This is a genomic window from Pantoea sp. Fr+CA_20 (genome assembly GCF_024520835.1).
Lineage (GTDB): Bacteria > Pseudomonadota > Gammaproteobacteria > Enterobacterales > Enterobacteriaceae > Pantoea > Pantoea allii.
The window spans coordinates 229790-254999 of sequence record NZ_JALNPN010000005.1 but is presented as its reverse complement, the minus strand read 5'-3'; the positions used below and the strand labels follow the sequence as shown (position 1 = coordinate 254999).

7 protein-coding genes are annotated in these 25210 nt (G+C 55.2%); 4 read left to right on the top strand and 3 right to left on the bottom strand.

The genetic code is table 11. The annotated features are described in order from the left end of the window. Window positions 1-400: 400 nt before the first annotated feature. Window positions 401-13261 (bottom strand): Ig-like domain-containing protein, encoded by a 12861-nt coding sequence (locus tag NR177_RS09555; RefSeq protein ID WP_256852777.1) that lies wholly within the window; start codon window positions 13259-13261, stop codon window positions 401-403. A 693-nt stretch (window positions 13262-13954) separates the two neighbouring features. Between NR177_RS09555 and NR177_RS09550 the strand changes: the two genes are divergently transcribed. The 3 genes from NR177_RS09550 to rcsB are packed head-to-tail and all read left to right on the top strand — an operon-like array spanning window position 13955 to window position 18440. After that, window positions 13955-15109 (top strand): MFS transporter, encoded by a 1155-nt coding sequence (locus tag NR177_RS09550; protein ID WP_256852776.1) that lies wholly within the window; start codon window positions 13955-13957, stop codon window positions 15107-15109. Window positions 15110-15127: 18 nt separating this feature from the next. Further along, window positions 15128-17788 (top strand): phosphotransferase RcsD, encoded by a 2661-nt coding sequence (gene rcsD, locus NR177_RS09545; RefSeq protein ID WP_256852775.1) that lies wholly within the window; start codon window positions 15128-15130, stop codon window positions 17786-17788. Window position 17789: 1 nt separating this feature from the next. Continuing rightward, entirely contained in the window at window positions 17790-18440 is a 651-nt protein-coding gene (gene rcsB, locus NR177_RS09540) for a response regulator transcription factor RcsB (RefSeq protein ID WP_014605387.1), read from the top strand. A 40-nt stretch (window positions 18441-18480) separates the two neighbouring features. Here the strand turns inward: rcsB and rcsC are convergent, their stop codons facing one another. Together rcsC and gyrA are read right to left on the bottom strand one after the other, a co-directional pair. After that, window positions 18481-21324 (bottom strand): two-component system sensor histidine kinase RcsC, encoded by a 2844-nt coding sequence (gene rcsC, locus NR177_RS09535; RefSeq protein WP_063880273.1) that lies wholly within the window; start codon window positions 21322-21324, stop codon window positions 18481-18483. A 220-nt stretch (window positions 21325-21544) separates the two neighbouring features. Next, window positions 21545-24187 carry a DNA topoisomerase (ATP-hydrolyzing) subunit A gene (gene gyrA, locus NR177_RS09530; protein ID WP_063880274.1) on the bottom strand — a complete coding sequence of 881 codons (2643 nt, stop codon included), beginning with the start codon at window positions 24185-24187 and terminating at the stop codon, window positions 21545-21547. Between the two features lie 176 nt (window positions 24188-24363). Between gyrA and ubiG the strand changes: the two genes are divergently transcribed. After that, window positions 24364-25092, top strand: coding sequence for a bifunctional 2-polyprenyl-6-hydroxyphenol methylase/3-demethylubiquinol 3-O-methyltransferase UbiG (gene ubiG, locus NR177_RS09525; protein WP_172898281.1), 729 nt, complete (start codon window positions 24364-24366; stop codon window positions 25090-25092). The last annotated feature ends 118 nt before the right edge of the window (window positions 25093-25210 follow it).

Genomic DNA, 25210 nt, shown 5'->3' with positions numbered 1-25210 from the left:
TTTAATCAGTTGCATCCTCCTTTACCAGTTAAGAAAAAATAAACAACAACCTGTTTGAAGAAGTTGCAGGGCTTACCATTCTTAAAAGCGACAATGCAGGATGCCAAAGCGTCAAAAGTAAGGCTGCGGCCAACCCGTCGTATGGATACAGGTAACTGCGCAGAGGTTTCCACGGCCCGCGGGTTTGCGCTATGCGGCCCCCTTTACTCAGACCGGAAGCCGTTGCCCGAAACGGCAACGCAAGGCCTGGTGCAGGTTTATAAGCAGGCTGGCCCTCCAGCCAGTGCGTCCATTTTGCGCATCGCTCACAGAGCGTGGCGGCTCGCAAGGTTGCAGAAAAAAGCAGCGGGTGCTTACGCAACCGCTGCTGTGAGTCACTGCTTAACTACGATGTGGCAATTTAGACGACGTGTACCTGCAGATTGTGCTGGACCAGCACATCCCCAAGCGTGTTGTCATTGGTGAGTGCCGAGTTATGGTAGACTTCATAGGACTGGCCATTCACCATGCGCTCTCCACTGATCTCCCACGTACCGCCCAGGCTGTTAACCAGGGTGACCAGGCTGCCATCTGCCCCTTTAATCATCAGATCATCGCTCTGTTTGTCAGTAATATTCAGTGCCTCGTTGAGATCCAGTTTCACTGAATTCGTCCCGCTCTGGCCGAGATCGAGCACTTCAATATTTTCCACTTTCAGACCAAGATCGGTCAGATCCAGCGTCAGATGTTCACCGTTCAGCACCAGCGTATCGGTACCGGCTCCGCCATCAATATGGTTAAAGTGCAGATCGCTTACCGTGACCGTATCAGCACCACTGCTACCGGTGACCGTTGCACCTTCTGACGTCGTGCCATCGGCCAGCGTAATCACCACGCCTCCAATGCTGTAGCTTTCCTCTGCTGGCGTTTGATCTACTGCGGTTTCAGCCACGGCAGCCGCCGCGACAGCCGTATTCTCCTCCGCCGCACTGACCGGCGCGGCCACATCGGCCTCGGTAGTCAGGGTTGAAGCCACATGCACCGTAGTTGTTGCCTGTTCAGTGGACTGCGTGTTGTGATGCGTATCCAGACTGGACGCAGCACTGTCATCCACCACCGAGAACAGCGCGACGGATTCGGTGGCCGACGTGGTGGCCACCGGCAACAAAGCACCTAACAGTAGCGTATTGGTTGTGGTGTAGCTGTTACCGGCCACATCCGTAATCGTGACCTTAGCCAGCGTACTCAAGGACAGCAGCAGTCCACCTACCGACAACAGCGAAGGGTTGAAGTTAGCGGAGTAACGTCCCAGCGCATCCGTCGTGGTATTGATCGTCGGTCCGTTACTGCCGTTCGCCAGCAGCAACGTGACGCTGACTTTAGCGCCCTGCGCCGCATTGAGCGATCCCCCCTGCACGGTCAGGCCGTTAAGCAGCGATGACACCACGCTCAGCACCGGATCGACGCCCACGAGCGGTTGATTGTGCGACAGCGCCGTAAAGCTACTTGTGGTCGTGGTGCTGTTACCGCCCACATCAGTGACGGTGACGGCAACAGAATGGCTTCCGTCTGCAATGCCTTTCAGGGTGGCTGACGGCACACTTATCGTCCAGGCGCCGTTACTGCCCACCGTGGTCGTGAAAATATTACCCGCCACGTTAACGGAAACCTGCCCCCCAACCGCATTACTGCTGGTGCCGCTGATGGTTTCTGCAACATTCGCCTCAGTGATATTCAGATAACCATCACCACCGAAGTAGCTGTTGATGCCCGCCGTTGGCGTGGTCCGGCTGGCGACGCCCAGCGAAGCCGATGCATTGCCCGTGTTACCCACGCCGTTGATCACGCTGGCCGAGACGGTATAGAGCCCATCTGCAATCGCCGCGAGACTGGAAGCAGCGACAGGAATACTCCAGTTTCCATTGCTGCTGACCGTGGTCGTAAAGGTCTGGTTGCCAATCGTCACCTGCACCACCGAACCTTCGGCGTTAGTGGCTGTACCGCTGATGGTCTGGGTAGTTTTAACATCAGCCACGTTCAACGCGTTATCGCCAAACAGCGAGGTAATCGTCAAGGCAGGCGCGGTGTTACTGATGACGCTCAGGCTACCGCTGCCCGTCACAGTATTGCCGTTAACATCCGTGCCGGTCACCGCAACGGCTTTAACGCCATCGCTGATGCCCGTCAAATCGGTTTTCGGCACGCTGATCGTCCAACTGCCGCCGCTGATGACTTTCGTTGAATAGGTGATACCGTTTAGCGTTGCACTGACTGTCGCCCCCGCAGACAGGTTTGATGTGCCGCTGATGGTTTGATTAGAAGCCAGATCGGCGGCGCTCAGAATGCCGTCACCAAACACGGTATTGACCGTCAGAGAAGGCTGAGTCAGGGCCAGCTGCACGCCTGCGCTGGTGGACGTGGTATTACCCACAGCATCGGTGACCGAGGCACCCACCGTAAAATTACCGCTGAGCAGGGTTGAGAGAATGGCCGGTGAAACCGTTGCCGAGAAGGTGCCATCACTGTTGACCACCGCGGTTAACGTGGTGCTGCCAATCGCCAGCCTTACCGTACTGCCGGCGGCTACGCCGGTTGCGGTGCCGCTAACTGTCTGGGTTATCAGCGACTCGGCAATATTCAGTACGCCATCCCCAAACAGTGGGTTGAGTGTCACTTTAGGTAAATTGTTGATACCTACAATGGCAGAAGCTGAACTGTTGGCGGTATTACCGGCGCTGTCCGTGACGCTGACGCCGACCGTCAAAGTACCGTCCGTCAGGCCCTGGAGCAGCCTTGGCGTCAGTGCCACCGAATAGTTGCCACTGGCGTCGGTTGCCGTGACGATTTGCTGACCACCCACGGTCACCACGACACGAGAACCTGCTTCTGCACCGCTCACGACGCCACCAATGGTCTGCCCCAGCAGCGCATCGGCGGCATTCAGCAAGCCGTCACCAAACAGCGGGCTGATGGTAAGCGTAGGCGCAAGAGTATCCACACGAATACCGGCACTGGTGGAGGCGGTATTTCCTGCTGGATCGGTGACCGTTGCGCTAACGATGAGATTACCCTGTGCCAGGGTGCCGAGAATATCCGGCGTTACGGTGGCGGTGAAAGCCCCGTTGCTGCCCACTGTTGCCGTTACCTGGCTGTTACCCACGTTCAGCGTGACCAGTGAACCTGCAGCAACGTTGTTCACCACGCCGCTAATGGTCTGGCTGGTGGCAATATCGACCAGGTTAAGCACACCATCGCCGAACAGTGACGTCAGGTTGATGGTTGGGGTTTGCGTAAAGATACCGATAGTCGCGCTGTTGCTGGCGACGTTGCCAACGGCATCGGTAACGGTAACGCCCAGGGTCAGATTACCATCAAGTAACGACGTCAGATCGCTGGACGGCAGCGTCACGCTCCAGTTACCACCGGCCTGAACCGTGGTGTTATAAGTGTGAGTTCCCAGGATAACGGTCACGCGTGAACCTACCGCCGCGTTCTCAATCACCCCGCCAATCTGTTGATTGACCGCCGCTTCGGCAATGTTCAGCAAATTATCACCGCCAAACAGGCCGGTCAGGTTACCCACTACAGGCACGGCATCGACAATCGCGGTGACCGTTTCGCCAACGCTGCGGGTGTTGCCTGCCGCGTCGGTTAGCGTCACGTTCACAGCCAGTTCACCATCGCTCAGCAAGCCCAGGACAGATGGCGGCACGACAATCGCCCATTTACCGTCCTGACCGACAGTGCTGGTCAGCGTGGTGCCGCCAAGCGTAACCGCGACCGTTGCGCCTACACCCGCCGACGTTGCCGTACCGGTAATGGTCTGAGCAACCGTCGTGTCGATCGCGCTCAGCGTGCCATCACCAAACACGGAATCAACCACCAGCGTTAAGGCGGCGTTAACCACCTTGTTCACGGTGATAGTGGCATCCGTTTGATTACCCGCCTGATCGTTGACGCGAACGCCAAACACCAGTGCACCATCATTGAGGCTGGACAGCACCTCTGGTGTTAAATCAATGCTCCAGACGCCGTTAGCGCCAATAACACCTGTCGCGATGGGGGCACCATCTCCGACATACAGAGAAATGGTTTGTCCCTCTTCTGCCCCCGTTGCCCTGCCCGTTAACACTTGACCGACGGCAAGATCGGCGGCATTAACCAGGTTATCGCCGAGGAAGCTATCAATCTCAATCACTGGTGCGGTCGTATCAACGTCAATATTACGGCTGGCGGTGCCTGTGTTACCGGCGGCATCGGTCAACTGCGCAGTAATGGTCGTTTCACCGTTGGCCAGTGCCTGCATATCGCTGGCTGGCACGCTGGTGGACCAGGTTCCGTCGCTCTGGACGATGCCTGTGTAGGTTTTACCGTTCAGCGTCACGGTCACCGTGCGGCCCGTTTCGCTGGTGTCTGCTGTACCACTGACCGTCTGACGCGTTGAACTCTCACTGGCGTTAACCACATCATCGCCTGCGAAGCTGTTAATCGTCAGTGTGGGTGCCGTCAGATCGATCTGAACCGTACCGCTGGTGGACACGGTATCCGTTCCGTCGGTGGCGTTGACGGTGATGGTGACAGGTCCGTCAGTGCTTCCGAAATCGCTGACCGGCAGCGTTGCCGTGGTCCAGTTACCGTTAGCGTCGATCGTGGTGCTGTACTCCACCCCGTTGATCACAACGGTGACGACGCCGCTATCCCCCAGGTTTTGCGATGTTCCGCTGACCACAACGCCGCCCGCCTGCTGATCGACCGTACTGATGATATTGTCACCCGACACAGTGCCCAGCGTGACGAGCGGGCCTGGTGGCGGTGTCAGATCAACCTGTAGCGTCAGATCCTGGGTGACCGGATTGCCTGCCAGGTCGCTAACGGCAAGCGTTAAGGTGGTGGTCGGTTGTGTAAAGGTGCTCATTTGCTCTGGCGTCAGCGTCAGGCTCCAGGCACCATTAGCGCCCACGACCGCCGTACCCAGCACCGTGCCGTTATAGGAAACGGTTAACTGTGTGCCGGTTTCCGCGCCCTCAGCGACCCCGGTCAATACCTGAGACTGAATACTCTCGGCGTAATCAAGCGCATTATCACCCGCAAACGTCACCCCGGTGATCGAAGGTGCCGTGGTATCGATCACCAGCGATTCGCTGAGCGTCGTACTGTTTCCGGCGGGATCGGTGACGGTGATGGAAACCGGATAGGTGCCGTCGGTAAAGGCTTCCAGCTGCGCGTTACTCAACGGCAATGTCCAGCTCCCGTCCGCCGCGATCTGGGCATTGAACGTACTGGTGCCAATGGTCACCACCACCTGTTGCCCTTCACCAGCCTCACCAGTACTGCCCGTCAGAGAGATGCCACTCGCCACGTCAGCGGCGTTGACATAGCCGTCACGTGGCAGCGAATCGACGCTCGGTGTCGGCGGGGTCAGATCGGCGTTAAAGGTAAACTGCGCGGTGGCGGGGTTGCCCGTGGCATCCACCACATTCACGGTGACGCTGTGGGGACCCGTGCCAATCGCATTTAATGCATTAGGCGGAATCGTGACGCTCCAGTTGCCATTCGCATCGACCGTCCCAGGATAGCGTGTTCCGTTGAGATCCACGCTGATGCTTACTGCCTGGTTTGCGCCGGTGCTGCCGGTCGTGCCGGTCAGCGTTACGCCTGCGGCGGCCTCGCTGATGTTCAGCACATTGTCGCCACCAAACTGCAGGTCGGCAAAGGTTGGCACAGGAACGGTGACGGCGGTGACCACATTAAGCGTGGTGCTGTCGGTATTGCCCGCAATATCCGTGGCGGTGACGGTAATCACATGGCTGCCGTTAGGGATCTGCGCCATTTGATCGGGCGTCAGCACCAGTGACCAGCTTCCGTCAGGCTGAACGGTGGCACTGAGCGGCTGATCGTTATTAAAGCCGCTGAGGATGACCGTTACCGTCTGACCATCCCCGCTAATGCCTGTCGAACCGGTAAGCGTCTGATTTTGTGCCGCTTCACTGGCATTCAATGCGCCGTCACCGAACGGCAGATTGAGGCTGACATCTGGCAGCGTTTGTATGGCAACCACGATGTTGCTGTTTATGGATGCCGTATTGCCGTTGGTGTCTGTCACGGTCAGCGTGACCGGCCAGTTACCGTCTGGCAGTGACTGCAATAAGGTTGAAGGCAGACCCAGTGACCAGGTCCCATCACCATTGATGGTCGCGGCATAGGCTGTGCCGTTAACCGTTACCGTAACGGATGCTGCATTATCGATATTCAGGTTGCCGCTTAACGTGCCATCGGTTTGCGCTTCGACAGCGTTGATACGACCATCACCAAATGGCGTATTGATCGTCGGCAGCGCAATGGGGGCCGTGGCCGTCGTGAAGTCTTGCGTGGCAGTCGCCGAAGTATTTCCGGCACGGTCAGTGGTGGTCACGCTGATCGTGTGCGTTCCATCCGCCAGCCCGGCTATCACGTCTGGCGGCAGGCTGGCGCTCCAGTTACCGTTCGCATCAATGGTCACGTTAAGCGGTGTGCCATCTACGCTGACACTGACGGTTTGTCCGTCGCCAAACGGCGCCGTGCCGGTAATTAATTGCACCGAGGCCGCTTCGCTGGTGTTAATGACGTTATCGCCAAACAACGTTGGGGTTATCGTTGGATCGGCCGGTGTCGTCACCAGGATCTCTACACCTGCGCTGACTTCAGCCGGATTCCCTGCTGCATCGTTGGCGGTGACAACCACCTGCGTTGCGCCATCTGGTAATGCGTCCAGCGCGCCCGGTGCCAGCGTTAAGGTCCAGGCACCGTTGGCGCCGACTGCCGTATTAAACGTCTGATCGCCGATCGTCACCGTGATCGGGGTGCCCTCTGGCAGATTGGTGGCATTGCCGCTGAGTGTAAGCTCGCCCGCCGCATCAGCCTGACTGACAAGCCCATCACCAAACGGCGTATCCAGCGTCAGCTCAGGCAATGTGCGGAAGGCCACATCCAGCGTAGTGCTGTTATTGGTCGTGATATTGCCGTTGACGTCCGTGGCGGTAATGGTGAACGTCTGGCGTCCATCATTGAGCTGCTGCAAATCCGCAGCCGGGATCGCCAGTGACCAGGCGCCGTTACCGTCTGCAAGGGTGGTATAAGTGATCTGATTCAGCACGACGGTAATCTGCGCGCCCGGATCGCTGTTGCCATTGACGGTTAAATCCTGCAACGACTCCGCCTGGTTAAGTGACGCGCCTGCGCTCAGGTTGATATCGCTCAATACCGGCAGGGTCGTATCAACCGCCACATTGTGATTGGTCAGGGCCGTATTGCCTGCTACATCATCCGCCGTGACGACAAAGGTTTGTTGTGAACCAGAAGGCAGGCCACTCAGGGCTGAAGACGGCACTGACACCGTCCAGTTGCCGCTGGCATCCACCGAACCGGTATAGCCGACGCCGTTCAGCGTGACGGTCACTACCGTTCCTTGCGCCAGATGCGTACTGCCGCCGCTCACTTCAAGGTCCGAACCCGCTTCGATTGCGTTAATAATGTCATCATTGGCGACCACGTCCACACTCAGCGTCGGCTGGGCCGCGTCACTGGCAATGACATTCAGGGTTACGTTGCTGCTGGTCGGGTTGCCTGCAGCGTCGGTGGCGCTGACGACGACGCTCAGCTGTCCGTCAGGTAATGCACTCACATCCGCCTGCGGGACGGTAATTGTCCAGCGGCCATCATTCTGCACTTCACCCGTATAATTCTGACCATTCAGCGAGACAGTTACCACCTGACCCGCCGTCAGATTAGTACTGCCGCCGCTGATGGTTAACTCTGCAGCCGCTTCAACCCGGTTAACATAATTATCATCGCTGATGGCATCAACGGTCAGTACAGGCAATGCCGCGCTGTCTGCAACGCGCGTCAGCGTCTGGGTTAACGCCGTCTGGTTGCCTGCGGCATCCGTCAGCGTAATGTCCAGCTGATAGGTGCCATCCGGCAAGCCCTGCATCACGCTGGCTGGAATCTCAAGACGCCAGGTGCCGTCCGACAAAACCAGCGTTTGATAGGTTTCACCCTGCAGTGTCACCGTCACCGTTTGCCCTGCATCGGCCAGCGATGCGGTGCCGGTAATCGGAATATTTTGCTGGATTTCCAGCGCGTTAATCTGGTTATCACCGGTAACAGGATTAAGGCTGAGTTCAGGTGGTGTGAAGTCGACCGTGACCGACGTGCTCAGGCTGCCGCTATTGCTGCCCGTGGCATCACTGACGTTAACGACGACCGTATTCGCGCCTTCAGGCAGCGCCTGCAAGACTGCGCTGCTAAGCGTGACCGTCCAGTTCCCCTGTGCATCCACCGTTGCCGCATAGTCATTACCGCCCAGGGTGATAGTCACAATCTGGCCCGCACCGGTGAGACCGGTCGTGCCCGTGAGCGTTTGTTCGCTGGCCGCCTCGACCTGACTGATATAATCATCGGCAAATGGCGTATTAATGCTTATCGCTAAGGTCCCCGTCGCGACCGTAATATCACGGGTTTCTGTAAAACTGTTGCCTGCCGCATCGCTGACGGTCACCGCCAGGGTATAGCTTCCCGCCGCAACATCGGCAAGGGCACCCGCGGGCAGAGTAAAGCTCCAGTTGCCGTTCGCATCGACCGTGGTATTCCACACCTGGTTATTGAGGGTGATGGTCACCACCTGGCCTTCACCGGCGTCACTGCTGCCGCTGAGCACGATGGGCGCGGTGCTTTCTGAAGCGTCAACGATATTATCCCCGGCGACCGGGTCCAGCGTCAGGTTTGGTGGCGTGAGATCAACGTTAACATTACCGTCTACCTCACGGCTGTTACCCGCGGCGTCAGTGACCGTAACCCTGTAGTTGGCGCTGCCTTCATTCAGTGTGGTTAAGGCATCGGCAGGAATACTCACACGCCAGTTACCATTGCCGTCTACCGTACCGTTATAAACATTGCCGCCCAGTGAAACACTGACGGTCTGACCCACACCGCTTACGCCCGTGGTTCCGCTCAGCTGTTGTGTGCTGGAAATATCAGCGGCATTGAGGGTGCCGTCACCGAATGCCGTAATCACGACAGGATTAGGCAGGTTGTTGATCGCAACGTTTAAGGTGCCTGAACTGCTCAGGGCGGCACCCGTCGTGTCCGTCGCTGTCACCGTCAACGTGGCAGGACCATCCGCCAGGCTCGCCAGCGCAGCAGCCGGGATGATCACGCTCCATGTACCGCCAGCGGAGACCACGGCGTTATAAGTGACATTGTTAAACTGCAGCGTGACGGTGCTGTCTGGTGCCACATTCACGGTGGTTCCCGTGATGATTAACGGCTCACCGGCTTCGCTGGCATTCAGGAAGTTATCACCGCTTATGGTATCCAGCGCCACGCCAGATGCATTGCTGTTAACCGTGAGAGCAAGATCCGCTGTCGTGGTATTTCCTGCTGCATCGCTGACGGCAACCGTGTAGGTGGCACTGCCATCCGCCAGGGACGACAGAACGGTAGCTGGCACCGTCAGCCGCCATGTTCCATCTGCCTGGACGGTACCGCTAAACACATCGCTACCCACGGTCAGTGTCACCACCTGCCCGGCCTCGACGTTCGTCGTGGTACCCGACAGTTCCTGATTAACCTGGCGTTCCGCCCCATCAATCAGATTGTCACCGGCAAAAGCATTCAGCGTGAGTGTTGGTAATGAAGCCGCATCTGCCTTGACCGTCAGGTTGCTGGTATCGGTCGTGATATTGCCCGCCGGATCGGTGGCGGTAATGGTTAAAGGATAACTGCCGTTGGTCAGCCCATTGAACGCAGCAGGCGGTACTTCCAGCGTCCAGCTACCGTCTGGATTGGCGGTGGTGCTGACCGTTGTGCCGTTAATATTCGCCACGATAACGGCATTGCCTTCGCTGTTACCGCTTAAGACCAGTGGCTGCTGAAGTTCAGCAGCATTGAGAACGCCATCACCAGACGGCGTAGCCACCGTCAGCGCTGGCGGTAAGGTATCCACTGTGACATTGCCGGACGCATTGCTGGTGTTACCCGCAATGTCGGTAACGGTCACGGTATAAGGCACCGTTCCCTGGGGTAATGCGGTGAGCACGCCAGAAGGAATATTGACCTGCCAGTTACCGGCGTTATCGACAATACCGGTGTAGTTGACGCCATTAAGACTGACGACAACGCGCTGCCCTTCTCCGGTTACACCACTGTTGCCGGTGATAAAACCGCCCGCTGCCGCTTCACTGGCATTCAGTACGCCATCAACAAAGGCATCACCCGGTGTGGCAACCGGCACGTCCGTCGCCACGACATTAATATCTGAGGTACTGGTCGCCAGCGTATTGCCGTCAGCGTCGGTGATGGTGGTCGTCACCGGAAGTGCACCGTTAGGTAATCCCACGAGGCTGCCGGCCGGCAGCGTAACCGTCCAGTTGCCATCCGCACCCACCGTACCGGTGTAGTTCGTGCCGTTAACATTGACGTTAACAATGCTGCCCGCCGGAATATTGCTGGTGCTGCCGCTAAGCACCACCTCGCTTGCCACGTCATCAGCATTGAGATAGTTGTTGTTGCCTGCAGGAGCCAGAGCAACGCTGCTTCCCGTTGCGTCAACCACAAAGTTAAGCTCAGTGCTGGTCGTGTTACCTGCGGCATTCACCACGGTGACGGTCAGGGCCTGATTACCCTCATTCAGGGTTGCCAGTGCGGCTGGCGGTATACTGATGCTCCAGTTTCCGCTTGCCTCAACGGTGCCGCTGTAAGTGACACCGTTAATGGTTACGGTGACTTGCTGGCCGGCCTCTACGTTAGTCGATGTGCCGGTAAGGGTTTGAGGGAGTTTTTGCTCTGACCCATCCAGCACACCGTTGCCAGCAAAAGTCCCGCTGTCAACGCTCAGCGTGGGTTGCACTTCTGGTGCTGTGGCGACATTCAGCTCGCTGGTATAGGTCGTCTGACTGCCATTCGCGTTGGTGATGGTCACCGTAAAAGGATTATTACCCGAAGGCAACGCAGCCAGATCGGACTGATCGATGCGTAACGACCAGCGCCCATTAGTCGTGACAAACGTGCGATAGAATCGGCCATTGAGTGACATGGTGACCTGATCGCCATTCTGACCGGTACCGCTCAATACCAGCGGTTGCGTCAAATCGCTTACGCTGAGCGTATTATCGCCGCCCACGGGGTCCACGCCCAATGAGGGTGGAAGCGTATCAATGGTTACGGTGCTGGTCTGGGTAACCACGTTTCCGGCCTGATCGATTGCGCTAACGATCAGTGAATTGTTACCCTGGGGCAGCACAGCAAGATCGCCCGCGGGTAGCGTCACGCTCCAGCTGCCGTCGCTGTTAACCGGAACATCATAGGTTTTGCCACCCAACTGAACCTGCACCTGTTGCCCGGCACCGGTAATCCCGGTACTGCCGCTCAGCACCTGATCGCTGGCGGTGTCCAGGTTGTTAATCACCCCATCGCTCACCGATCCGGCATCCAGGGTAATGGCTGGCAGGGTCGTAGCCTGCAACGTAACGTCTGCAGTATCGGATAACAGATTACCGTTGGCGTCTACCGTACTGACGGTGATCTGCTTCAGCCCATCGCTTACCCCGTTAAACGCGGTTGAAGGAATGGTGACGGACCAGAGGCCATTCGCATCTACCGTTCCGTTGTAATTAACGCCATTAAAATTGACTGCAACCTGCTGCCCTGGCGAACCACCCGCGATCGACCCTTTTACGGTTAATCCTTGTCCTGCTTCAAGGGCATTGAGGAAGCCATCACCGCCCAGTGGCTGCGATATGGTCAATGTACCAGGCGTACCCGTTGCCGGTTCGACGGTAATGGATTCATTATTGGTTGCACTGGCGCCTGCACTATTGCTGACGCTGACGTCAATGGTGGTGGAACCGGCTGCCAGCGCCCCGAGTGCTGCGGATGGCACCGTCACGCTCCAGTTGCCGTCTGGTCCGACGGTGGTGGTGTACGTCTGCCCGCCCAGCGTCACGGTAACGGTGCGCCCCGCCTCGACGTTGGTGGTGGTGCCCGATACCAGCTGATCGCTGGCCTTCTCGGCGTTATCCAGTACGTTGTCACCGGCGAAGTTGTCTACCGTGATGGTCGGTGGGCCCGGTGGTGTAACCGGGGCATCTACCGTCACAACCTGCTCTGCGCTGGCGGTAGTGCCCGCCGCATTGCTGACGGTGACATCAAGCGTGGTGGTGCCTGCCGCCAGCGCGGTCAGCGCCGCCGACGGCACCGTCACGCTCCAGCTGCCGTCTGGCCCGACGGTGGTGGTGTACGTCTGCCCGCCCAGCGTTACGGTGACGGTCTGGCCCGCCTCGACGTTGGTTGTGGTGCCCGACACCGGCTGATCGCTGGCCTTCTCGGTATTATCAAGAACGTTGTCACCGGCAAACGGATCAACGGTCAGCGTCGGTGCGCCCGGCGTGGTAACCGGAGCATCCACCGTCACAACCTGCTCTGCGCTGGCGGTAGTGCCCGCCGCATTGCTGACGGTGACGTTAAGCTTGGTGGTACCCGCCGCCAGCGCGGTCAGCGCCGCCGACGGCACCGTCACGCTCCAGCTGCCGTCTGGCCCGACGGTGGTGGTGTACGTCTGCCCGCCCAGCGTTACGGTGACGGTCTGGCCCGCCTCGACGTTGGTTGTGGTGCCCGACACCGGCTGATCGCTGGCCTTCTCGGTATTATCAAGAACGTTGTCACCGGCAAACGGATTAACGCTAAGGGAAGGTGTATTGGGTGTGCCTGGCGTTCCCGGTGTACCTGGGGTTCCTGGCGTAGCCGCGTTGTCATCTCCGCCACCACCACCGCCACGGCGGGTGCCGAGTGCAGCGCCCGCAAGACCCAGCAAGCCGACACCACTCGCCGTCATCAGGCCGGTGGAAATATTGCTGTTATCTGCCAGCAGAAGCGGCTCCACGCTATCCAGCGACTCATAGCTGGGTGTCACGGTGGTCGTGGCTAAATCTGTTGCACCAGCCGTGGTGGGAAAGAGCGCATGATCGGGCGGGTTCACGCCATCGTCAAAGACAAGTTCACTGTGATCGCCTGCGGCATCATCCAGGAAGAATTTTTTGTAGCGAACAGAACTTCCGTCACGCATCTGGACGATAAGATCGTCGCCCTGACGCTGGTATTGTACGACGGCCTCACGTGTCCCGTTGATGCGTACAACGCTGGGTTCACTGAGCGTAATCGTTTGTGTTATGCCGCCGTTGACCTGAGACGTGAGCGTACCATTTGCACGAGAAATGATATCGACGCGACTTTGAGTGAGTTCTGCCATCTTGACCTTGCTCCACCAGAATATCTAATTAGCTGAAATGTAAAACCATAAACATAAGTTATGATTTCACATTGACGTTTTTTCATGCTGTGTATCAGAAAACGTTTCAGTCTGGTGTGGGCAGTGCGAGAAAAAGACACAGAAAACCGACCATGTCCTAAGCATTTACTTTATTTTTTAAAATTCTTGTTAACCGATGTTCATAAACAGCAACACCATGCAATCAATAGTTAACTTATCGCGTTTAAAAATCAATCATAAGATGCAGTTTTATTTATGAATTAATCAAAATAACATTAGCCATATTTGTGATTAATCAGCAGAGCACAGGGTGGGAAAGATGATCTCCCATGTCAAAACATTGCTAAATGTTTCCAGTAAATAGCAAAAGTGACGGAAAAGACTCTCTTTTTTGGGTTCTTTGCTTTCTGCCAGATACTCAAATTCAGCTAAGCTATTCACCTTGCGAATTTGTGATGAAGATCGTCCTGGAAAGGGAGCTGTTTGGGGTTTATTCGCGGGCTTTGCCAGGAAAGTTCTGGAAAACACATCCATTAGGATAAAAGTCGGTACACTGGCTTTTCTCATGACCTGTTACAGCAGGCCGCTTAACCTGTTAAACCTGTGTTCTCACAGCGTTTTACAGGAAATTGATGCTACACTTTTCTGCTTTGCTACTGATGAATTAGAGCCATGACAGCACTGGATGCCGCAAAATCAAGCCAATCTGCCAGCCGCCTGAGCGGGGGCACCCGTACTATTTTTTTGATCAACGGATTGGGGATGTCTGCCTGGGCTCCGTTGGTGCCCTATGCACGCGATCGATTGCACTTAGATGGCGCCTCATTGGGTGCGCTTTTGCTGTGTCTGGGAATTGGCTCACTCCTTGCCATGCCGGTGACCGGCACCTTAGTGGCGCGCTTTGGCTGCCGCAGGGTGATGGTCTGTTCGACGTTAGTGGTGTTATTCATGATGCCGCTGCTCGCCACAGTGCAAACACATCTGTTAATGGCAGCAACATTGATGCTGTTTGGTGCCGGACTGGGCATGCTGGACGTCGCCATGAACTATCAGGCGGTAGAAGTGGAAAAAGCAGCCGGCAGACCGATGATGTCGGGCTTCCATGCTTTTTTTAGCCTGGGCGGTATTCTGGGTGCCGGTGCGGTTAGCCTGCTGTTAAGCCTGACGTTTACCCCGTTAATAGCCGTGTTAATCATTATGGCCGTGATGGGGGTACTGTTGCTCTGGCGTCTGCCAACCTATATGAATCAGCGCTTACATCAGCCCGATCAGTCGTGGCTGGTGATTCCGCGTGGACGCGTCGCCTTTCTGGGCATGCTGTGTTTTATTCTGTTTTTAGCGGAAGGAGCCGTGCTCGACTGGGGCGCACTTCTGCTGTTACAAAACCCCTCAATGACAACGGCGCATGCCGGGCTGGGCTATGCCCTGTTTTCCGTCGCCATGACGATTGGACGTTTTAGCGGCGATAAAATCATTCACCGCGTTGGCCGCTACCCGGTCATGTTGATGGGCGCGCTGGCGGCGGCTTCAGGCATGACCTTAGCCGTGCTCCTGCCCTGGCCAGAAGCCTCACTGCTGGCTTTCTTACTGGTGGGTTTTGGTTTATCGAATACCGTGCCCATGTTATTTAATTCGGCAGGTAATCAGCATGATATGCCGGCGAACCTGGCGATTTCTGCCATGACAACGTTGGGATATGCAGGTATTCTTTCTGGTCCGGCGTTGATCGGGTTCATTTCTCAATGGATTAGCCTTAGCGGTGCATTTTTGCTTATTGCACTGTTATTGTTAGCTGTGGCTGTCAGTGCGCGCAACGTTGCGCGATAATTCAGGTATCTGAGCGCTATGTTGTATAAGTTTCCGCTGACATCCGGTAATGTCACTCGCTTTTTTATCGTATTTAATCTGGTGCTGTTACTGGCGCTGGGCTTTATGGTGCAAAATTCCGTCAATGCCTGGTTGACGGATAAACGTTATGCCATGGCGGATATGGCGCGTGATATTCAAAAACGCATTGATGCCTATCGCTTTGTGACCTGGCAGATCTATGAAAACCTGTCGACCAGCGCCGCCGGATCGACACCCGCCACGAATTTACAAGAGACGCGCCTGCGTCCGGATGTCTACTATCTGGAAAAAACCCGACGCAAAACCGAAGCGCTGATTTTCGGTTCGCATGACAGCAGCACGCTGGATATGTCGATGCGGATGTCCAGTTACCTGGATACGTTATGGGGTGCAGAAACGCCGACATGGTCAATGTATTTTTTAAATGGTCAGGACAACAGCCTGATCATGATTTCCACCCTGCCCCTGAAAGACATGACCACGCGCTACAAAGAGAACGCCATCAGTTCTCTGGTTGAAGCACGGCGTGCAGAAATGCTGCAACAGGCTAATGCGCTGGATGAGCGTGAAAGCTTTTCACCGCTGCGTCATCTCGCTTTCCAGAATGACCACTATTTTACCCTGCGTACGACGTTCAATCAGCCGGGCCATCTGGCCACCGTGGTGGCATTTGATTTACCTGTTAATGACTTGATTCCACTCAATATGCCGGTGGAAAACTTCCAGCTGCGTCAGGATGCTCCGCTGAATAACAGCGCCAGCAGCAACCAGGAAGATGTCGAAACCACGCAGGTTTCGTTGGTCAGTCACGATATCGAAATAGCCGCAACGCTCCCGAGCACATCGTTACAGCTGGTCTATCAGGTGCCCTTCTTACGCCTGTTGCTCGACAGCGCGCATAATTTGATGTGGCCGTTGCTGATTAACCTGCTGCTGTTCTTGCTGTCACTTGGCGGAATGTTGTTGTTACGTCAACAGTCTCTGCGACCGAGTGAAAACCAGAGCGCCGAGCTGGATTCGCTCCGTGTGCTCAATCAGGAGATTGTCGCCAGCTTACCGGTTGGCTTGCTGGTCTATGACTTCGCCAGCAATCGCACCTTGTTAAGCAATAAAATCGCTGAGCATCTTTTGCCTCACCTTAATTTGCAGAAGATCATCAATATGTCCGATCAGCATCAGGGCGTACTGCAAGCCACGATTAACAATGAGGTGTATGAAATCCGCCACGCGCGCAGCGTCTTATCACCGCATACCCAGCTGTTTATGATGCGCGATCAGGATCGTGAGCTACTGGTGAACAAGAAGCTGCAGAAAGCGCAACAGGTGTTGGATCGTAACCACCAGATGCGTCAGCAGTTGCTCCATCACCTTGGTCACGCGTTAAACCAGCCGCTGGAAAAGATCGTTTCGCAGCTGGTTCACCTGAGCCAGCGTCAGAACGACGAGAGCGTGCTGGATATTCTGGATGAGAGTCAGTCACTGGCCCGCCTGGTTGACGATATCGTGCTGCTCAATCGCCTTGAAGCGCATGACTGGTCCCCGGATGCCTCGGTGTTTAACCTGCAGGAACTGCTGGACGAGATCACTCTGGAAAGTCTGCCGCTGCTGCGTCGCAAGGGATTATCGCTCGTGGTGAATAATCATCAGGCGAATGATGAAATGCGGTTTGGCGATCGCCGTGCCCTGCGCAAAGTGCTGACGACGCTGATGCATTATGCCTTGATCACGACGCGCTGGGGCAAGATAACGCTCGAAGTGAAAACGGCGGAGCACCATCCCGACCGCCTTTATATCGAGCTGGTGGACACCGGTGCCGGACTCACCGTGGATGAACTGGCGAATGTCGACTTCCCGTTCCTGGGCGATACCAGCCAGGATCGTTATGGTCAGGCTTCCGGGATGGCGTTTTTCCTGTGTAAACAGCTGTGTAAGCAGATGGGCGGCAGTCTGGAAATCGTCGCCAAAGCGGATATTGGCACTCGCTATAATATTCAGCTTCCGCTTACGCTTGAAGAAAAGCGCGAAGAGGATGAAGAGAAAATCCTCGAAGGGATTACCGCCCTGGTGGAGATCGCGGTTGAAGACGTCCACAAGATCGTCTGTCGCCATCTGGAGAACTGGGGCGCACGCTGCCTGACGCCAGATGAACGCATCTCAGGCCAGGATCATGATGTACAAATTACTGACGACCCCAGCAAATTATGTGGCTGGGCTTTATTGCTGGCGGAAGATGAACCCGGCCATCATGCTTTAAACGATCAACAGTATCGCGTCAATTTCAATCTCAGCAATGCACTACTTGATGCATTACTGGCACTGATTGAGAAGCAATTGTCCCACGATGTGATGGAGGATGACACCGACGATGACGCCAGCACGCCACTGTTAAGTGGTGGCTATTTCCAGCTGTTTACTGAGACAGTACCGGATGATGTAAAGAGATTGTATACTGAGTCAGCGATATCAGATTATGCCTCGCTTGCTCAGACAGCTCATCGCCTTAAAGGCGTGTTTGCTATGCTCAATTTGACACCGGGCAAACAGCTTTGTGAAGAGTTAGAACACCACATTAAAGTGTGTGACGATTCAAACATTACAAATACCACCAGTAATATTGACGCTTATGTCAATCAACTGCTGCAGCAAGGTAACCAATAAGATGAATAACTTGAATGTAATTATTGCGGATGATCACCCAATTGTTCTTTTCGGTATCCGAAAATCTCTGGAACAAATTGAGTGGGTTAACGTTGTAGGCGAATTTGAAGATTCAACGGCGCTGATCAACAACCTGTCCAAGCTTGATGCGAATGTTCTGATCACCGACCTCTCCATGCCAGGTGAAAAGTATGGTGACGGTATTACGCTGATTAAATATATCAAACGTCACTATCCCGACCTGTCCATTATTGTTCTTACCATGAACAATAACCCGGCGATTCTGAGCTCGGTACTGGATCTGGATATTGAAGGGATCGTACTGAAACAGGGTGCGCCAACCGATCTGCCAAAAGCGCTGGCAGCCCTGCAGAAAGGCAAGAAATATACGCCAGAAAGCGTGGCTAAACTGCTGGAGAAAATCAGTGCGGGCGGTTATGGCGACAAACGTTTGTCGCCAAAAGAGAGCGAAGTATTGCGCCTCTTTGCTGAAGGTTTCCTGGTCACAGAAATTGCCAAGAAGCTGAACCGCAGTATTAAAACCATCAGTAGCCAGAAAAAATCAGCCATGATGAAGTTGGGTGTGGATAACGATATCGCCCTGCTCAACTACCTGTCATCGGTGAGTGCGACCCAAATCGATAAAGATTAAGTCCGCAGGCGGTGCGTTTACGCACCGCCTCTCTTCCCGGCTATCCTTCCCGCGTTTTACGTACCCGCTCCGCATAAATACCCAGCGTCGTTTTCAGCACGTCTAACGTCACTGGCTTCGACAGACAGTTGTCCATTCCGGCATCCATACAACGCTGTTTTTCTTCCGCCAGCGCATTCGCCGTCACGCCCACCACCGGGAATACGTGCCCAAGCTGACGCAACCGCTGTGTCAGGCGATAGCCATCCATATTCGGCATGTTCACATCGGTCAGCACAATATCAATGCTGTTACGGCTGAGGACATTCAACGCATCAACGCCATCCTGTGCCGTTTTAACCTGATAACCCAGCGTGCCAAGCTGCTCTGACAGCAACATACGGTTGATAGGATGATCGTCAACGATCAGCACCATAATGTCGTCGTTATGAATTTTCTCTTCCACCGGACTGGCCAGCGACAACGCATCGTTCACGTCGGATTCAACCGCAATGCGGTAAATGCGCGCCAGCAGGGTTGGCAGCTCATGCAGGGTGGCGGTGCTGTGAATCCAGCGCCCGGCCTGGGGCTCACGCGGCATGTCCACGTGTGAGCCGTCAACGGTGATAACTGCGCGAACCGGAGAGCTAACGTCTAACGAATAATCCGTTAACACCACATCATCACTGCCGGGATCAGCCTGATATTCGGCGACCTGAATACCATGCTGCTTTAACAACCGCTCAAGATACTGCGCCAGATATTCATTACGCATCGCCAGCCAGATTTTCTTATCCTGTAACCCATCCAGCAGCGGGATTGATGGCTGCTTACCGTTATAGATGGGAATGCGCACAATAAACTGGCTTCCCATTCCTGGCTCAGACTCAACCTCAATATCACCGTCCATCATATTGATAAGCTTTTCGCAAATCGCTAAACCCAGCCCGGTGCCCTGGAAATTACGCTGTACGCCATTACCCACCTGGAAAAAAGGGTCGAACAGTCTGGTTAACTCTTTTGCCGGAATGCCGACGCCGGTATCCCGCGTGCGGAACGCCAGATAGCCTTGTGTGACATAGGCATGCAGGATAATGCAGCCCGTATGGGTAAATTTAATGGCATTATTCAGCAGGTTAGAAATCACCTGTTGCAGGCGCAGTGGATCGCCATCAAGCGCCTGCGGCACATCGTGTTCGATATAGCAGTAAAGCGTCAGACGTTTCTTTACTACCAGGGAGAGGTAGTTACCGACAATGTGGGTAATCACTTCACGCGGCGAGAAAGGACGCGGTTCTATCTTCAGCTGCTCCGACTCAATTTTGGAGAAATCGAGAATGTCGCTGATGATTTTCAGCAGCAGGCTGGAGGAGTTATTCATTGCGGTGACCAGCGACGCTATCCCGCTCGGCAACTGGCGCGTCTGCAGCAGATCCAGGTTGCCAATGATGCCATACAGCGGCGTACGAAGTTCGTGGCTGACCGTCGCCAGGAACATCGATTTCGACTGGCTGGCCTGTTCAGCAGCATGGGCCATTTCCTGTAGCGATTGCTCCATACGGACACGCGCGGACACGTCCACCAGCACACAGATGGCTACGTTCTCATTTCGATAGCGGGAATGCACGAAACTGATTTGCAGGTTAGTGTTGCTGCCCGTCAGCACATCGACAAAGTTGACCTGCTGACCACCGATAATCTCATTCAATCGCTTACGATCTTCTTGCGTCAGCAGCGTGAGATAGTTGTGCGCCAGCTCATTACTGAGAATGTTGGTGCCATCGCTGGTGCGCAGAATACAAATCCCGACCGGGGCCGAGGCCACAATTTTACGGTTAAACTGCTCATGCTCTTCCAGCCGGTGGGCATTTTCTTCCGCTGGCAGAAACATGCGCCGCTCAAATAGCCAGGCCAGCGTAAACAGCACAATCGCGCTCAGGATATTAAGCAATAAGGCATTAATCATCATCAGCTTAAGCTGATCGACCAGCACGTCGGTCGATACCGACCACACCACGTTAAGATTCGAGGGCGGCAGCGGTTTTTTCAGCACCAGTTGACGATAACCGTCAAGATAGCCAAACCAGGTTTTGTCATCGGGCAATTCATTTAGTGAAAAACCTAAACCACCCCGGCGCGAGGTCAGGAGCGGATAATAGTTTTCATCCGTGATCGTGGCTGTTACGGGCAGGCTACCGGGCTGAATAAACTCCTCAAGCTGAATGTTTTGTTCCACCCCCAGCAAGGCCTGAAGCTTATCGGCAACGTATATCGGCATCACAACAGAGAAGCTACCCACGCCAGGCTGCGCGCTACTGTTTACCCAGTAAGCGGGATTGCGCCGGTCCTCTTCCGAGCTGTTGCGGTAGCGTTGCAGGTTTTCTTGCAGCAGTTTCAGACTGCGATCGCGACTGACGTTATTGCCGATAGCAAAATCCGCCAGGCACTTACTATCCCCACTAATCAGGAAAACCCGGCTCAAATCATAAGATGAGGCAAAGTTGCTTTTCCAGTAATTGATATAGTTGCCAAGTGAGTCCAGTGAGGTGCGCCAGGTGGTGCTCATGGAGGCGCAGTCGTCGCCTGAATACAGTGGCGTAAACTGCGGTTGAATGGTTTTGCCGGCCGGTAACCGACCTGAGGGATCGGCCCCGCTACTGGTTAAATGGTTTTCAGCGATGTACTTGAGCTCACGCATCATGCCCGCCGAGTGGCGCACGTACCAGTCAATTGTCCCGTAGTTGCTGGCGAATTCCTGACGAACCTTATTCTCTTTATCGTGAAGTACGCTGATGATATAGAAGGTGGTCAGCACCGCGCCCAGTAACCAGATTAGCAGCGCCAGCGCGCGAAACAGATAGCGCGAAATGCGAAGCGTCGTGCGGAAAGAGACTAGATATTTCAAAGGTGACTCGCAGGTGGCAAGGTTAGTCGCATCGTTGGATTTTTAATGCTCATACACTAGCTTTATCGCAGCAAAAAAGCCAGTCGGCTACGGAGCGCGACCGCAGTTTGGGAATGTTTGACCTTACCGGAAATCATCCTTGCTAACACACCACCGCAAAAAAAACGGCAGGTCGGGTTGCCCCTGACCTGCCGTTCATGACTCACGTGCGTTGGATGACTTACACGTCGTCGTCCGCTGCCGGGACATCGTCGTCGTCGTTGTCGACTTCAGGCACGATATCTTCGTCCCCTTCCGCGACGCTGCCGTCGATGGAATCCAGCTCTTCTTCTTCCACCGGCTCCGCAACGCGTTGCAGTCCGACCACGTTCTCGTCTTCTGCAGTACGAATCAGAATCACACCCTGGGTATTACGGCCCACGATGCTGACTTCAGATACCCGTGTACGCACCAGAGTGCCTGCATCGGTGATCATCATGATCTGATCGCTGTCGACCACCTGCACTGCGCCAATCACCGGACCGTTACGCTCGGTCACTTTGATAGAGATAACGCCCTGCGTAGCACGCGACTTGGTCGGGTATTCGCTGTTAGCTGTACGCTTACCATAGCCGTTCTGGGTGACCGTCAGGATAGCGCCCTCTTCGCGCGGCACGATGAGTGAAACCACCCGATCGTTCTGCGCCAGCTTGATACCACGAACGCCCGAGGCGGTACGGCCCATGGCACGCACGGCAGATTCGGCGAAGCGCACCACTTTACCGGCAGCCGAGAACAACATCGCTTCATCGTTACCGTTGGTCAGCGCGACACCAATCAGCTCATCATCATCGCGCAGGTTAATGGCAATGATACCGGCGCTGCGTGGGCGGCTGAACTCTTGCAGACCCGTTTTCTTCACTGTACCGCTTGCGGTTGCCATGAAGATGTTGAAGCCTTCGGTATATTCGCGCACGGGCAGAATCGCCGTGATACGTTCGTTGGCTTCAAGCGGCAGCAGGTTGACGATGGGACGTCCACGCGCACCACGGCTGGCTTCCGGCAACTGGTAGACCTTCATCCAGTAGAGTCGGCCACGGCTGGAGAAGCACAGAATGGTATCGTGGGTGTTTGCCACCAACAGACGATCGATAAAGTCTTCTTCTTTAATGCGTGCGGCTGACTTGCCTTTGCCACCACGGCGCTGCGCTTCATAATCCGTCAGTGGCTGATATTTCACATAACCCTGATGCGACAGCGTAACCACCACGTCTTCCTGATTGATCAGGTCTTCGATGTTGATGTCAGCACTGTTCGCGGTGATTTCCGTGCGGCGCTCATCACCAAACTGATCGCGCATCAGTTCCAGCTCTTCGCGGATGACTTCCATCAAGCGCTCTGAGCTTCCCAGGATGTGCAGTAACTCGGCAATTTGATCCAGCAGCTGTTTGTACTCATCCAGCAGCTTTTCATGCTCAAGACCGGTCAGTTTCTGCAGACGTAAGTCCAGAATGGCCTGAGCCTGTTGCTCGGTCAGATAATACTGGCCGTCACGAATACCAAACTGCGCCTCCAGCCACTCCGGTCGGGCTGCATCGTCACCTGCGCGCTCCAGCATGGCTGACACGTTGCCCAGATCCCACGCTTGTGAAATCAGGCCCGCTTTGGCTTCCGCTGGCGTCGGTGCACGACGGATCAGTTCGATGATCGGATCGATGTTAGCCAGCGCAATCGCCAGACCTTCAAGGATATGTGCGCGATCGCGCGCCTTACGCAGTTCAAAAATAGTACGACGCGTCACCACTTCACGACGATGGCGAACGAAGGCTTCAAGAATCTCCTTCAGCGCCATAATCTTCGGCTGGCCCTGATGCAGTGCCACCATGTTGATGCCGAAAGAGGTTTGCAGTTGAGTCAGTGAATAGAGGTTGTTGAGGACCACTTCACCGACTGCATCGCGTTTGATTTCAATGACGATGCGCATGCCGTCTTTATCGGACTCATCACGCAGGGCGCTGATCCCTTCGACGCGTTTTTCTTTCACCAGCTCGGCGATTTTCTCGATCAGGCGAGCTTTGTTCACCTGATACGGAAGTTCGTGAATGATGATCGTTTCACGCCCGGTTTTGGCATCCACTTCTACTTCGCCACGGGCACGGATATAAACCTTACCACGGCCGGTGCGATAGGCTTCTTCAATGCCGCGGCGGCCGTTGATGATTGCCGCTGTCGGGAAGTCAGGCCCCGGAATGTGTTCCATCAGCCCTTCAATGCTGATGTTTTCATCTTCGATATAAGCGAGGCAGCCGTTGATCACTTCGCGCAGGTTATGCGGCGGAATGTTGGTTGCCATACCGACTGCGATACCGGACGAGCCGTTTACCAGCAGGTTAGGGATTTTGGTGGGCAGAACTTCAGGGATCTGCTCTGTACCGTCGTAGTTCGGAACGAAATCGACGGTCTCTTTTTCCAGGTCAGCTAACAGGTCGTGGGCGATTTTGGACATGCGCACTTCGGTATAACGCATCGCCGCAGCGGAGTCGCCGTCGATGGAGCCGAAGTTGCCTTGACCGTCCACCAGCATGTAACGCAGGGAGAAAGGCTGGGCCATACGTACAATGGTGTCGTAAACGGCAGAATCACCATGCGGGTGATATTTACCGATAACGTCACCGACGACGCGGGCAGATTTTTTATAGGGTTTGTTCCAGTCATTACCCAGTTCGCTCATCGCGAAAAGTACGCGGCGATGCACTGGCTTCAGGCCATCACGCACATCGGGTAAAGCTCGGCCAACGATGACCGACATGGCGTAATCGAGGTAAGAATTTTTTAACTCTTCTTCGATATTAACCGGTGTAATTTCTCTCGCAAGGTCGCTCATGGAGCCGCTATCCCTCTACTAATCCCGGATTTTAAAGGTGCGAAAGTATATCACACCGCAATTCACTGGTGAACGTTAACCACCTTATTAAGGTGCTTTTCCTCAAGTTGATAAGGTGCGTCTGAGTCAGTTAAGCGTTTATACTGATGTCACATTTTGTCAGGAGTCACGATTCAATGAATGCACAACCACAGAATCATCAGCACAATGTCGATGCACAGGAAATTGCCAAGTTTGAGGCCGTTGCCTCGCGCTGGTGGGATCTGGAGGGCGAATTTAAACCGCTGCACCGTATTAACCCTCTGCGGCTGGGCTATATTGCACAACACAGCAACGGGCTGTTTGGCAAGAAGGTGCTGGATGTCGGCTGTGGCGGCGGTATCCTGGCCGAAAGCATGGCCCGGGAAGGCGCAGTGGTCACCGGATTGGATATGGGCGCTGAACCGCTGGAAGTCGCGCGTCTGCACGCGCTGGAAAGCGGCGTCACGCTCAGCTATGTGCAGCAGACGGTGGAAGAGCACGCCAGCCAACACGCGGGAGAATACGATGTGGTGACCTGCATGGAGATGCTGGAACATGTGCCCGATCCACGTTCGGTAGTGCACGCCTGCGCGCAGCTGGTGAAACCCGGCGGTGAGGTGTTCTTTTCTACCATTAACCGTAATCCCAAAGCCTGGCTGATGGCTATTTTTGGCGCTGAGTATGTTCTGCGCATGGTGCCGCGCGGCACGCATGATGTGAAAAAATTTATCCGCCCTTCAGAACTGCTGGGCTGGGTCGATGAAACGCCACTGCGTGAGCGCAATATGATTGGCCTGCACTACAACCCCATCACCGATAAGTTTCGTCTGGGTAACGGTGTTGATGTGAACTACATGATACACGCCCACCACGGCGACGCCTGATCCGCCGCAGCGTGCGGCTCTGCCCACGCTGCTGTCATCCTGTTGTCATCTGCTCGCGCTAATTTTCCCATGGGGCAGTTCTGTGTCATCGGAGCCGTGACATTTGCACATTTTGCTG